Source organism: Richelia sinica FACHB-800, from assembly GCF_014698825.1.
Lineage (GTDB): Bacteria > Cyanobacteriota > Cyanobacteriia > Cyanobacteriales > Nostocaceae > FACHB-800.
The window spans coordinates 34,094-48,280 of sequence record NZ_JACJTT010000027.1 but is presented as its reverse complement, the minus strand read 5'-3'; the positions used below and the strand labels follow the sequence as shown (position 1 = coordinate 48,280).

Sequence of the window (14,187 nt, the reverse complement as noted above, 5' to 3'; positions counted from 1 at the left end):
AGTAGGCACAAAAAATACTCTATCCCAATCTGAGGGTCAGTGGTCAGTTTAACTAAAGCTATTCTCATAAAAAGAAGACATCACCAGAACAAATGAATTTACCTTGAACAGGGAAGCAACAGACCCAGCAATTCGGGCAGTGGCTGATAGATTTTTATGGCGAATTGCTATCAACAGCCTGGGAGGGAGTGCCAGGTATCGATAACCGGTAAACCTTGACAATTCGTAGGCAAGGAGGAAATAAGAAATGTTTATGATTGGCTGAAAGCTTTATAGCTTACAATTTACAAGTCTCTGCGCGAGAGAAGATTAGTGGCTTGCGTTTTATCAAGTTTATATATAAAAGGTAAGTGCCCTTTCGGGGCTTTTATACTATAATTTACGCTTAGCCCTAATACGCTCAACAATTTTTCCCAGTCTTTCCCCTGTGCTTCATAGATACGCTTTTGAACACTAAAACCGAAGCGACCATCACTATATTGTACCCAAAGTTGGTCAATGGTGCGGAGGTCAGAACAGGGAAATTTTTCAATATCTTCAACATCTAAGTAGCGTTGACTTTCTCGATTAGCCACCTTCAGCATCATTTTAGCTGTTTCTTCATCCGCCTCGCGCCAATTTCCAGCAGCTAAATATTCTAAAAGTTGTCTGTATTGTTCTGGCCATTGGTCTTTAACAACCCTAATTCCTTCCCCATCAGTGCGGTTTTCTTGAGTCCAACAAGTAAGATGTTTATCATCTCTTGCTGGATACAGTTTTGCTTCTACTTCTGTTGGTAATCTATAACGAATTAGGTTGTTGTTTAAATTAGAATTTAAGCTTAACCAAGTACAAAACCGATTAGCAGCTTGGAAACTAATTCCCGTAACAGGTTGAGTACGAGAAATATATTTTACTTTGAAGTCAAATAGGTCAAATAACTGATATTCTGCAATTGTGATGTAGCCCTGATCAATTTCTTGCGTTTCATTAATTCTCAATAAAGTGTTTAGCCTTCTTGATAATTTCACCCGTGCTGCTATTATATAAATTTCTAGGTCAGGTGATTCCAAACCAGTTTCGAGAATATTTTCAAGTTGAATCTGTGTTTGTGGCTCTACTTTCTTACTTTCTTTCAAACAGTCATAAGCTAAAGTTAAAGAAGCAACAGTTTGATTTTGTAACGACGCTTGAATTAAATTGGTGGCATCACTTTGAGCAGCATAAAGGCGAATTGTTTCTGCCCACCAAGAATTATCAAAGTTATCAATTAATATTTGTTCTTGCTGCAACTCCTTTACCTCAGACGCAGCTAAATATTCCTGGAAACTCAAATGAGCAAATTCAAATAAACCTTGTTCTCTTTCCACTATTAAACCACTCACATCTTTAACTTGTTCTAAAAATTCTCCTGGTGTGATTGTGGTATTAACTATTGTTTGCAGTTCTTTAGCAATCAAATTCTCAACCTCTGTTGGTGCAAAAGTGTGAGTTTTCCTTCGCATCAATTCTAGTGCTAAGACTTGCAATACTGATTTATTTTGCTCCGATGTCAGAGGTGCTTTAATTTTCTTTGCTGCTTGTCGAGTTCCCAAAAGTAAATCACAAATTTTTTGATAAAGTTCCACCCTCCTTCCTGGTAAGGCACTACCGCTATAATGAACAGTAGCAATCATCGTCACTAAAAGCGGATTTGTTGCCATATCAGCAATAGCACGATTATTAATAATTCTATCAATTAAATCTGCGGCATTTTTCTCAGCTTCTGCTTTGACAGCTTGATTCTTTTTACCAGCGCGACTTCTGATTTCTGTTTGCAGATACCAACTATGAATAAATTGCTTCATCTGCTCTAAAGTGAATGGTAGAACTTTCAAAATCACTCCTACCTCATCCACCGGCGCACTGCTATAACCATAAGGACGGGAAGTAATAATAAAAGCAGTTTGGCGATAAGTAGCCACTTGCTTATTTACCCAATCACTTACCCGTAAACGTTCATGACTATCAGCAACTTCATCTAGTCCATCCAACATAACTAGACATTTGCCATTTTTTAACTGTTGATTAAACCAATCTGTTTGGGGGTTGAGTTCAGCAAAAGCAGGTTGATTTTCCAGATGTTTAATAATTAATTCTGGTAAATCAGGAGGTTGTTGACTGGTAATTTCTTCCCGGATATCCCGCAGGTACAATAAAACTGGTAAAAATTGTGGTGCGTTATATTTTTTATGACCATTTTGGGCATAGGTTAAAGTCAAATGCTTGAGCAAAGTTGTTTTACCATATCCAGGGGGAGCAATCACAGCCATGCAGCGATAACTGTCTTGTTTGGAAATAGCTGCTAAAAAATCCCATATTTCTTGATTTTCTGAATTTTGACTGGTGTGTTTAGTTGAAACCATTGCACCAGAAATATTTTCTAAATTACCTGTCTCAACTTTTAAAGGTACAAATACATCCTCTAAATCCAAGACAGGCAAACCAATTCTAAAACCCTCTACCTTATAGTCATTATAAAAATCAACTAATAATTTTTTATATTTGCTCTCAAATCCTGACAGATTTTTGATCAATTGATTTGGTAAATCGTCTGCTTTCTGAGCAACCCATTCTCCAGTTTGTTTACCTTTTTCTTCTGCTTTGGTTTCTAGGACTTTCATAAATTCGCCGCTAAACTTCACCCAAATAGAGGAAATAGCAGTTAAAAAGGTGGAAATTACAGCTTGTGTCCATTGATGGTTAAGGAGAAAATGACCTGTTACACCAACTCCAGCACCAGTAGGTAACCACTTGACTAATGCCTGTGTAATTTTTTGCATCTGACTAAAAGGAGGGTATTGATAAGACTGCGCTTAAATACGTCTTTAAGATAAATTATACATTACATTACTTACGCAATGGTAATTTCCGGCTTGTCCCCTTAAGTGTCTTTTGCCAACAGCCAACCTTTTAATTAATTATTCTTGAGTTCACCCAACTATTCTCTTCATTCACATATATACCTGATAGTAAGCAGCCAAAGCGACTGCGAGGGCATCCGCTGCATCATCTGGACGGGGAATTTCATCTAAATCTAATTCCCTAGCTACCGCATCTTGCACTTCTGCCTTATCTGCATTGCCATAATTGGTTAGGGCTAGTTTAATTTGGGCAGGGGTAAATTCCACATAGGGTAAACCACATTGTCCCAAAACTAACAACATGACACCTCGTGCTTGTGCCACTAGAATAGTATTTGCCATGCGGTAAAAGAAAAACTTTTCAATTGCCACTAAATCTGGTTCCACTTCCTTAATCAGGGTGTGTAAATCATCAAATAACGTGCATAGCCGTTGGCCCATTTCCGCATCTGCCGAAGTTCTAATTACACCATAGTCCAGCATTTTAACGGTTGTGCTGGAATTTTTTCCTGGCGTTTGACTGCAAGTAATTGCCCCAAATCCTAATATTGCCAGTCCAGGATCTAATCCTAAAATTCGCTTTTCCATTAAATAAATTATTGCTTAACAATACGTGCTATTTGATACAGGAATTTTTACTATTCTTGTTTGTCATTAATTAAGCATCGTCATGGATGAGTAAAACTGGTAAAGTTGAAAACTTGCCTCAAATATAAAGGAATTGAAAAATATCATAGTTTGACCCTTGGCATTTTAGCTAAGTGGTGTACATTTTCTGTTAAACATTATTCTTTGTACAACAGCAGTTTTAAATTAGGTATGTCAATCGGTTTATTTAGACAAGCCCTCAACGCATTACATGTAAATTCAAATGGTCGTACCTCCTATCGGGTAAACCAGTGGTTCAAATGGTTATCTCCTGGACTGTCAGTCAAACGTTGGCTACTCATTAGTGTGAGTGGTGTACTACTGGCAAGTTTGGGGTTGGCAATTTGGATAAAGCTAACCCCGATTTTTTTGGCTTTAGAATTATTGCGAAACTTTTTAGGTGTACTTACTAATATTTTGCCTAACTATATCAGTGGGCCTTTAGTTTTACTGGGTGGGTTGTTGCTGTTGCTGTGGGGACAGTCACGTACAGTGAGTTCTATTACAGAGGTATTAAGACCACAGGGAGATAAGGAAGAACTAATAGATGTCCTCTTAGCCCATCGTCGTCTGTACCGAGGCCCAAAAATTGTAGTAGTTGGGGGTGGAACTGGACTTTCTACTTTACTCAGGGGTTTAAAAACCTACAGCGCCAATATTACAGCCATCGTGACTGTGGCTGATGATGGTGGTTCTTCTGGGCGTTTGCGTCAAGAATTTGGCGTTTTACCACCGGGGGATATTCGCAACTGTTTAGCGGCTTTAGCAGATGAAGAAAAACTGCTGACAGAGTTGTTTCAATATCGTTTCCGGGCTGGAGATGGGCTAACAGGGCACAGTTTTGGGAATTTGTTTCTCACTGCCATGAGTGATATTACCGGGGACTTAGAGAGGGCTGTAGCCGCTAGTTCTAAGGTATTGGCAGTGCGGGGGCAGGTATTACCAGCGACTTTGAGTGATGTGCGTCTTTGGGCAGAATTAGTAGATGGTCGTCGCATTGAAGGTGAGTCGAATATTCCCAAAGCTGGGGGGAGAATCGCTAAAATTGGCTGTATTCCTGAAAATCCACCTGCTTTACCAGCAGCAATTAAGGCAATTAAAGAAGCTGATTATATTATTATTGGCCCTGGTAGTTTGTATACAAGTTTGATTCCTAATTTATTAGTACCAGAAATTGCTGAAGCGATCGCCTCTGTGAATATCCCCAGAATTTATGTCTGCAATATTATGACCCAACCAGGGGAAACAGAGGGATATACTGTAGCTGACCATATTCAAGCTATTGACCAAGTTTGTAATCATGTCCAGCTATTTGATGCGGTGCTGGTTCACAAGAAAACTCCTTCTGCCCAAGCCCTAATTCGCTATGCTCAACAAAACTCCCATCCGGTATTTTTAGACCGGGAAGCTGTAGCTAATTTGGGAAGGCGCATTGTCCCAGCAAATATTTTAGATGAAGATGAATGTGGTGTTGTTCGTCACGATCCCCAAAAATTAGCACGAGTTTTGTTGAAATGGTACAGTGGCGCTCAACATGGTAAGTGATAACATGTTGAATTTGAGATTTTGGGTTGATTAGACCGGATGATTCCAATGGGACTGAAAACATGGGTATGGTGAAGATTTTTCTGCAAGACACGCAAGCAACACTCCAACTAGGCTTGCTCATTGGTCAACATTTACACCCTGGTACGGTCATTCTTCTCGAAGGTGATTTAGGTGCAGGGAAAACAACTTTGGTGCAAGGTCTTGGTCAAGGTTTGGGAATTAAGGACTCCATTGTCAGCCCGACTTTTACATTGATTAATGAATACACAGAAGGGAGAATTCCCCTTTATCATTTGGATCTTTATCGCTTAGAAGCCAAGGAAGTTGATGGACTAAATTTATATATTTACTGGGAAGGAATAGAGGTGACACCGGGAATTGTCGCCATTGAATGGTCAGAAAGAATGCCTTACCAGCCAGATAGTTATTGGCTGGTAAATTTAACTTATGGTGCGGTAGGTGGTCGCCAGGTAGAAATTAATACTTTTAACTGTGAGATTCCCCAGGAAATAGCTGGCCGATTATAGCAGGGGACAGGGGACAGGTGACAGGTGACAGTGCTAAAAGCCTTTGTGTGTCTAAGTTTTAGTTGCAGTTAATGTTCTAACTGTGTTGTCTACAGCTATATCTAATTATTGCGAATAAAATCAGCGATCGCTTGCTTGACTGTGGGAGCGCTGTTATCATCTCTCAAATAATATTTTAAGCCTTTGTCTAAATAGGCATCTGCTGTATCCATTAATTGTTGAATAGATTCTTCACTAGCATCATCCATTTTTGGACTAACTTTCATGCCAGTAAATCGGTTTTTACGTTCTTCTGGTGGTAATAAAATCCGCGTGTCTTTATAAGTTTCTTTTTCTTTCTCTTTAAAACATTCATTCAAATCAAACTGTAGTCTTAAGTATCGACTAGATTTATGTCCACCCATAATATGACGACAAATAGTGCCACCAATTTCTGAAGTAGGGTCCATAAAAATACCTGGTAAATTGCCTATCCAATCTTTTCCTTTCCAGTTTTTAATTTGAGCAAACTCAAAAGGATCATTAGTTTGACCAGTACCTACAGATAAAATCGATATATTTTCTAATTCGAGATTTTCGAGACGATATGTTTTCTTAATTTCTGGGTCAATATCCGCAGAACTTAAGCGCAACGCTAAACTTAAAGCTGCCAGAGAAGGATTATTAGCAGACACACCGCCATCTATATGGGGAAATTGCCAATCACCAAATTTTTCCTTATTCATTGGTTCTAATTTATAAGGCGGAAAAAATGTTGGTGCTGAGGCAGAAGCCACGCATATTTGCCACAGATGACACTCATCATACCAGCGATCGCCAATATCAGGATGACAATTAGTAAAAAAGGTAGTGTTGCGATAAAGAGTATCGTAAGCCAAAATCAAGATAATTGGCGGTTTTCTCAGTTCTTGTATTCTGGTATTCCCTAAACCATCTGCACTTTGAAGAGCAGCAATTAAACCGTCATGAGTGTATTTGGCATCAGCAAATAAAGAAGCTGCACCACGTGTAATTGTAGAAATCAATTGATCAGACCATTTCTGCCAACCAGTTTTTTGCCGAAAAATACTTTGTCCATACTTTTGATATAAATCTAGTATTTGCTGACTATTTTTTCCTAAAGCCAGACCAGCTGTGAGAATTGACCCCGTTGACGTACCAGCTATCAAATCAAAATAGTCTTTGAGGGATTTTCCCTTGCCTTGACTAATAATTTCTTGTTCAACTGTTTTGAGAATTTGGGCTGAGATTACGCCACGAATACCGCCACCATCTAGACTTAAAATTCTAAAGGACATAAGGACTCTAAAGGGATGTTGTGAAGCCAGTATTGTCAATCCTTAATACTGACTTATATATCTTTAAACAAATTACATCTCTACACTGGATTTATTAGCGAAAATTTAATGCTTTGCCACGAACTTGTGTATTGACTTGACCATGAGCATAGGCAATTTCTCCACCAACGATGGTTGTTACCGGCCAACCAGTTAAATTCCAACCTTCAAAAGGACTCCAACCACATTTGCTTAATAATTCTTCCCTGTTGACAGGACGATAGTTATGCAAATCAACTAAGACTAAATCTGCATCATAGCCTGGTGTAATTTCCCCTTTATCGGGAATACCATAAGCCACAGCCACAGCTTTAGACATCCAATTGACAACTTGAGCAACAGTACACTTGCCTTCCTGGGCAGCAGTTAACATTAAAGGCAGAGAAGTTTCTACACCAGGCATCCCTGAAGGTGTGTTGGGATAGGTTTGGGCTTTTTCTTCTAAAGTATGGGGTGCGTGGTCTGTAGCAATAAAGTCAATGACCCCATCCTTTAAAGCTTGCCATAAAACTTCATTATCGTGGGGCGATCGCAAGGGTGGATTCATTTGGGCCAAAGTCCCAATGCTGGCATAGGCACTAGTATTTAACAGTAAATGCTGTGGAGTCACCTCTGCTGTCACCCAACTGGGCTTATCTTGACGTAATAACTCCGCTTCCTCTGCCGTAGACATATGCAGAATATGTAACCTGCGTTGATATTTTTTAGAAAGTTTTAATGCTAATTGGGTAGCTAACAAAGCCGCTTGATTATCTTGAATTTGCGAATGTATGGCCGGGTCTTCAATACCCGCAAATTCTTGACGACGTTGGTTAATTCTCGCTTGGTCTTCTGCATGAACAGCAATTAACCGCTCACCTTGAGCAAAAATCCTCTCTAGCAGTTCTTCCTGGTCAACTAACAATTGACCGTGCATCGACCCCATGAAAATTTTAATGCCTGGGGTGGGCTGGGCTGAAAGTAAATCTGGCAAATTTTCTGCCGTAGCGCCAATAAAAAAGCCATAATTGACCAAGCATTTACTAGCTGCCCGTTGCAGCTTATCGTCTAAAGCTGCTTGGGTAGTAGTTAATGGTCTAGTATTGGGCATTTCTAAAAAGGAGGTCACACCACCCTTAGCACAAGCACAACTAGCCGTAAATAAATCTTCCTTATGCTCTAGTCCTGGTTCTCGGAAATGCACCTGCGGATCAATTACCCCTGGCAACAAAGTCAACCCTTGTGCGTCAATCTCTATAGTAGGTTGAGCATTGGCTATTTCCGTCTCTACTGCGACTATTGTCGAACCTTGGGTGAGTACATCCCCGTTCATCAACTCACCGTTAGGTAAAATAATACGAGCATGACGAATCAGTAAACTTGTTGGAGTTGACATGGATTTAATATTGTTCAGTATCAAACACTATCGATGACATGACAGTAAACTTAGTTTCACTCCCAACCAGCTATTTTTGCTCCGATTTAAAAAAAAGTTTATTTTAAAGTTATGAATATATTTATCCAGATACCAACCCAATAAGAAAATCAGCTGATATCGCTAAGATTAATAGATAATGTCCTGCCTCCTGAGTTAAGCTCTAGCCTCTTACCTTTTCTTGAGTAATTTCATGCAAAATCAAGTGTCTGATAACAACTCTAGCCAACAGCCTGATAATTCCTGGATTGTAGAGCTAAGTAAAACCATTATCCTCAGCGTCTTTTTGGCTCTGGGAATTCGTACTTTTGTGGCTGAAGCGCGTTGGATTCCTTCTGGCTCTATGGAACCGACTCTACATGGTACACCAAACCAGTGGGAGGCGGACAAAATCATTGTTGATAAGCTGAAATATAAATTTGCTAAACCAGAAAGAGGCGATATTGTAGTATTTTCTCCCACTGATGAACTACAAAAAGAACAATATCAGGATGCCTTTATTAAACGAGTCATTGGCTTACCTGGAGAAAGAGTAGAAATTCGGGATGGTAAAGTATATATTAACGATAAACAGCTAGAAGAAAATACTTACCTTGCTTCCGAGCAACGGACATTAGTTGATGTTTGTAATTCTGCTCCCCAACCAGCTTTCTTAGGTAAACCAGAAGTTATTCCCCCTGATGCCTATGTTGTGTTGGGAGATAACAGGGGTAGTAGTTATGACAGCCGTTGCTGGGGAGTAGTACCTCGTAAAAATATCATTGGTCGTGCGGTAGTCCGTTTTTGGCCTCTCAACCACATTGGCCCCATTGATAAGTCTCCCCTCTATCCATCTGCAAATCCTTAAATTCAGTGACTGTAGAGACGTTCTGATAGAACGTCTCTGAAAATTATGTTTTTTTTAGTTGAAATTAGGCATATACTCTTCCCTTCCAAGCACCACCACGCCCTTGCCAATGGCGAATTGCTGAATCTACAGTCATTAATGTGTAGAGCAAGCCAATTACAGGTAAGGTGAAGGCAAATCCAGGGGAACATTTATAAAAGCGAACCATCGGAAAATAAGCGCCACTCATTAATAACCAGGTGAAAAAACCAATGAGTGCGATCGCACCATTCCCCATCACTAAACCTACAATTATCCCCAATGGTGGTAACAAATACACTAAAGTCATTCCCAACACACTCCCCAACAACAGCCAAGGAGAATAATTGAGTTGGGTGTAAGCAGTACGAGCTACCATATTCCAAATCGTCTCTAGAGAATCATAGGGTCTTAAGCTGTAAGTGAGGGTACTCAGCCCTAACCAAATTTTCCCCTGACTAGATTTAACCGCATGGGCTAAAGAACAATCATCAATTAAAGCCTGGTGAATCACTTGTAACCCACCAATTCGCTGTAAAGCCTCTGTGCGAATTAAAATACAGCCCCCTGCTGCTGCCGCTGTGGATTTTTTGGGGTTGTTGACCCAGCGAAAAGGATAGAGTTTTTGGAAGAAGAACACAAAAGCGGGAATTAATAGTTTTTCCCAAAAGCTTTGACAGCGCAAGCGCACCATAATGGAAGCTAAGTCTAAATCTTCTCCTACAGCTTTGGTAACTAACTGACTGATATTCTTGACATGATGCTCTATATCTGCATCAGTAAATAAAATATAATCTGGTGTGAACTTTGCCGCAGCTTGTACACCTTGTTCCATCGCCCAAAGTTTACCAGTCCAGCCAGCAGGTAATGATTGAGTCCTGACAATATGTAATTTTTGGCTTTGATCTAAAGCATAGGCCACACCTTCCGCACAGCTAGCCGTACCATCACTGCTTTGGTCATCCACCAATACAATATTCACAGTCCCAGGATAATCTTGAAGCAGGAGCGATCGCAAACTCAAAGGGATCACATCCACCTCATTACGTGCCGGCATCACCACACAGACACTGGGTAAATTCACAGTGGCATCTAAAACTTCTCTACCCGTTTCTAACCTTTGATCAACCCGCCAAAACTGCCCCCAAAAGACCAGTAACACCAACCAAATCGCCAAAGATAAAAGCATCATCCCCAAAACAATTGCCACCATAACCTATTGCCAATTCTCAGTGCCTCCGACAGAATACTATTTCTGCGGATCATGGGAAAATAGAATTTCTCCTAACTGTGGCATGATTCACAATTATTAAGTGGTGAGAGAGAATAGGATTTAATGCAGACACAAGACAGGGTTACAGTCAATCAAGTAGCACAAGCGATCGCTGCTAGTCAACAACATCTACTTTCCATTCAATATCCAGATGGATACTGGTGGGCTGAACTAGAATCTAACGTCACCATTACCGCCGAAGCTGTTCTTCTCCATAAAATTTGGGGAACAGACAAAACCAGACCCCTCCACAAAGTCGAAAATTACCTCCGTACTCAACAACGAGATCATGGTGGTTGGGAACTGGCCTATGGTGACGGTGGAGAACTCAGCACCAGCGTAGAAGCCTATATGGCCCTGCGTTTACTAGGTGTTCCTGCCCAGGATCCCGCCTTACTCAAAGCCAAATCCTTTATCCTCTCCCAAGGCGGAATCACCAAAACTCGCATTTTCACCAAATTACACCTAGCCTTAATTGGGTGCTACAACTGGCGTGGACTCCCCTCCCTGCCCCCTTGGGTCATGCTACTACCCGATAATTTCCCCTTCAATATTTATGAGCTTTCGAGCTGGGCCCGTTCTAGTACAGTTCCTTTACTCATCGTCTTCGACCGTAAACCAGTCTTCACCATCGACCAACCAATCAATTTAGACGAACTATACACCACAGACGTGAATCACGTCCGTTGGGAGTTACCCCGTAATAATGATTGGACAGATATATTTATCACCCTAGATAACATATTCAAACTAGCTGAAAACCTCAACTTCCAACCCTTCCGGGAAGAAGGCATTCAAGCCGCAGAAAAATGGATTTTAGAACGCCAAGAAGCCACCGGCGATTGGGGTGGAATCATTCCCGCCATGCTCAACTCCCTGTTAGCTTTACGCTGTCTAGATTACGATGCTAACGACCCCATCGTGTATCGTGGCTTACAAGCAGTCGATAACTTTGCCATCGAAACAGAAGATAGCTACTGCGTCCAACCTTGCGTTTCTCCTGTATGGGATACAGCTTGGTCAATTCGAGCCTTAATTGATTCTGGCGTAAATCCAGACCATCCAGCCATAGTCAAAGCCGGAGAATGGCTACTGCAAAAGCAAATCTTAGATTACGGCGACTGGATAGTGAAAAATCCCCAAGGAAAGCCAGGGGCTTGGGCTTTTGAATTTGACAACCGCTTTTATCCCGATGTCGATGATACCGCCGTAGTTGTCATGGCCCTCCATCAAGCCAAATTACCCAACGAAGCACTGAAACACCAAGCTATGCAACGGGCATTAAACTGGGTTGCATCCATGCAATGTAAACCTGGTGGTTGGGCAGCCTTTGACATTAACAATGATCAAGATTGGCTCAATGGTATTCCCTATGGAGACCTGAAAGCCATGATTGACCCTAATACTGCTGATGTCACCGCCAGAGTATTAGAAATGCTCGGTGCTTGTCATCTCAAAATCCAACCCCACAACCTAGAACGGGCACTAACCTATCTCTTAAATGAACAAGAACCAGAAGGCTGTTGGTTTGGTCGTTGGGGTGTCAATTACATCTATGGCACCAGTGGAGTTTTATCTGCACTAGCTTTAATTAATCCCCAAAAATATCGCCCTCACATCGAACAGGGTGCAGCTTGGTTAGTCAAAGTTCAAAATTCTAACGGTGGTTGGGGAGAAACCTGTTTTAGCTACAACGACCCCAAATTCAAAGGTCAAGGAGATAGCACCGCATCTCAAACAGCATGGGCTTTAATCGGCTTAATAGCGGCAGGAGAAGCCACAGGCAAAATGGCTACCGATAGCATAGAAAAAGGCATTAATTACCTTCTATCAACTCAAAGACCAAATGGGACTTGGGATGAATCATATTTTACAGGCACTGGTTTTCCCTGCCATTTTTATCTCAAATATCATCTCTACCAGCAGTATTTTCCTTTAATCGCCTTGGGAAGATATCAAGCACTTCAGAATGGTAATTAAATGTGCGTGGTTTGAAACCCTTGTAGAGACGTTCCGCCGGAAAGTCTCTACATTTATTTTCACCAGAGGTCTATTGAGAAAACAGCCGTAATCTTGTACAACCGTTACTCATTTGCTGTTTCTACAGCCGTGGTAGATTCTGGGATGGGATTCGTGGATGAACCAAAGGCAACCCGTAAAAAAGGAGGAGCCAGGAAAGTTGTCAAAATTACCATGATAATAATCGACACCTCCAGTGGCTTATCCAAAATGCCGCTAGCTGAACCGATGCCAGCAAACACTAGACCCACCTCACCTCGTGGGATCATCCCAACCCCGATTGCCACTCGATTGATGCCGGGTTGTCCAAACACTGCCCAACCTGTGATCAGTTTGCCGATAATCGCCACTGCGATCAAAAACGTTGCAATCAACAGTCCTGCGCGATTCTCTGGAATGGCTGGGTTTAATACGCCCAAATCAGCCCGTGCGCCAACGGTCACAAAAAATATGGGTACAAGCAAATCAGCGATCGGTTTGATTAATTCATCTAACTCGTTCCGGGCATCAGTTTCATCAAGCACCAAACCCGCTGCAAAAGCGCCCAAAATCGCTTCGAGATGAATGGCGTTACCTAAAAATGCCATAAAGAAAGCGAAGATAAATGCCGGAATTACAATATTTCCACGGGTTTTGAGCCGATCCACGATCGCCACAAAACTTTTGTTAAAGATACCCCCCAACAAAATTGATCCAATCAAAAATGCAGTAGCGCTGACAATCAAGTAAATGACATTGGCGACATCAATCTCACCGGTTTTGGCTAAACTTGCTACCACTGCCAAGACAATGATGCCAAGAACATCATCAATCACCGCCGCGCCAACAATGATTTGCCCTTCTTTGGATTTGAGTTGACCTAACTCTGACAACACTTTAGAGGTAATGCCGATACTCGTTGCCGTTAACGCCGCCCCCGCAAAAATTGCCGGAATCGCCGCCACATGAAACAGCAACATCAATCCTGCCGTACCCGCCGCAAAAGGTGCTGCCACCCCAACACAGGCGACAACTGTGGCTTGAATTCCCACTTCCTTGAGTTGCCGCAGATCGGACTCTAGACCAATTTCAAACAGCAGAATAATCACGCCGATTTCAGCCAGCACCGAAATCACTTCACTTTGCGACTCAAATATCCGCGTCAGTGCATCCGGTGTCAATTGGTTCAATCCTTGCAGCGCCGTCATAATCACCGAGTCAGAGGCAGACAGCCCCCCTTCAGGAAAGATTACCAGGTGCAACGCCGAAATGCCGACAATCACACCAGCGACCAGTTCCCCCAGGACGGGCGGAAAATCCAATCGCCTAGCGACCTCTGCACCGAACTTGCTAGCCAGATAAATCACCACCAGCGTCAGCAATACGCCAGACAGAATAATGGGTGCATCCTCAGCAACAACAGTCGCCAGGAACGGTATCGGAGCTATCCCCCCACTGAAAGCAGGAGGCAGAATGTTGGACAAAATCATGAGTTTAAAGGGATGAAGGTTAAGGGTTTGAGGGATTCATAAAACTGCGGGGGGAATTACTTCTGCGCCAGGGGCAACGTACTGCGGACACGAAACATGGTTACTCAAAAGCCGAGGTCATGACCTCGGCTTTTAGGGTCTACCTTGTCTTGATGCAATAGCCGTCTGACCCAGAGAAACTCGCAGGCTCACTTGTTCCTTTCGT

At 41.9% G+C, this 14,187-nt stretch carries 10 protein-coding genes; 4 read left to right on the top strand and 6 right to left on the bottom strand.

Annotated features, from left to right (window positions below):
- Positions 1 to 284: 284 nt before the first annotated feature.
- Positions 285 to 2,801: a GUN4 domain-containing protein gene (locus H6G73_RS17170; protein WP_190606669.1), complete on the bottom strand. Its 2,517-nt coding sequence runs from the start codon at positions 2,799 to 2,801 to the stop codon at positions 285 to 287.
- 171 nt (positions 2,802 to 2,972) lie between these two features.
- Positions 2,973 to 3,470: a crossover junction endodeoxyribonuclease RuvC gene (gene ruvC / locus H6G73_RS17165; RefSeq protein ID WP_190606668.1), complete on the bottom strand. Its 498-nt coding sequence runs from the start codon at positions 3,468 to 3,470 to the stop codon at positions 2,973 to 2,975.
- Positions 3,471 to 3,701: 231 nt separating this feature from the next.
- Here ruvC and H6G73_RS17160 point away from each other — a divergent pair, with 231 nt between their 5' ends.
- Both H6G73_RS17160 and tsaE read left to right on the top strand, forming a co-directional pair.
- Positions 3,702 to 5,075 (top strand): gluconeogenesis factor YvcK family protein, encoded by a 1,374-nt coding sequence (locus H6G73_RS17160; protein ID WP_190606666.1) that lies wholly within the window; start codon positions 3,702 to 3,704, stop codon positions 5,073 to 5,075.
- A 68-nt stretch (positions 5,076 to 5,143) separates the two neighbouring features.
- Complete coding sequence (gene tsaE / locus H6G73_RS17155) at positions 5,144 to 5,605, top strand: tRNA (adenosine(37)-N6)-threonylcarbamoyltransferase complex ATPase subunit type 1 TsaE (protein WP_190606663.1); 462 nt, start codon at positions 5,144 to 5,146, stop codon at positions 5,603 to 5,605.
- Positions 5,606 to 5,706: 101 nt separating this feature from the next.
- Here tsaE and H6G73_RS17150 read toward each other — a convergent pair whose 3' ends face one another.
- Positions 5,707 to 6,903 carry a patatin-like phospholipase family protein gene (locus H6G73_RS17150; RefSeq protein ID WP_190606662.1) on the bottom strand — a complete coding sequence of 399 codons (1,197 nt, stop codon included), beginning with the start codon at positions 6,901 to 6,903 and terminating at the stop codon, positions 5,707 to 5,709.
- A gap of 94 nt (positions 6,904 to 6,997) precedes the next feature.
- Complete coding sequence (locus H6G73_RS17145) at positions 6,998 to 8,317, bottom strand: dihydroorotase (RefSeq protein ID WP_190606660.1); 1,320 nt, start codon at positions 8,315 to 8,317, stop codon at positions 6,998 to 7,000.
- 232 nt (positions 8,318 to 8,549) lie between these two features.
- Here H6G73_RS17145 and lepB point away from each other — a divergent pair, with 232 nt between their 5' ends.
- Positions 8,550 to 9,203, top strand: coding sequence for a signal peptidase I (gene lepB, locus H6G73_RS17140; protein WP_190606659.1), 654 nt, complete (start codon positions 8,550 to 8,552; stop codon positions 9,201 to 9,203).
- A gap of 64 nt (positions 9,204 to 9,267) precedes the next feature.
- On the opposite strand, the gene H6G73_RS17135 is transcribed toward lepB, so the two are convergent.
- On the bottom strand, positions 9,268 to 10,434 hold the full coding sequence (locus H6G73_RS17135) for a glycosyltransferase (protein WP_190606657.1): 1,167 nt from the start codon (positions 10,432 to 10,434) through the stop codon (positions 9,268 to 9,270).
- Positions 10,435 to 10,557: 123 nt separating this feature from the next.
- On the opposite strand from H6G73_RS17135, the gene shc reads away from it, so the two are divergent.
- Positions 10,558 to 12,474, top strand: a complete 1,917-nt coding sequence (gene shc / locus H6G73_RS17130) for a squalene--hopene cyclase (RefSeq protein ID WP_190606655.1) — start codon at positions 10,558 to 10,560, stop codon at positions 12,472 to 12,474.
- A 104-nt stretch (positions 12,475 to 12,578) separates the two neighbouring features.
- Here shc and H6G73_RS17125 read toward each other — a convergent pair whose 3' ends face one another.
- Positions 12,579 to 13,982 carry a cation:proton antiporter gene (locus H6G73_RS17125; RefSeq protein WP_190606653.1) on the bottom strand — a complete coding sequence of 468 codons (1,404 nt, stop codon included), beginning with the start codon at positions 13,980 to 13,982 and terminating at the stop codon, positions 12,579 to 12,581.
- Positions 13,983 to 14,187 lie beyond the last annotated feature (205 nt).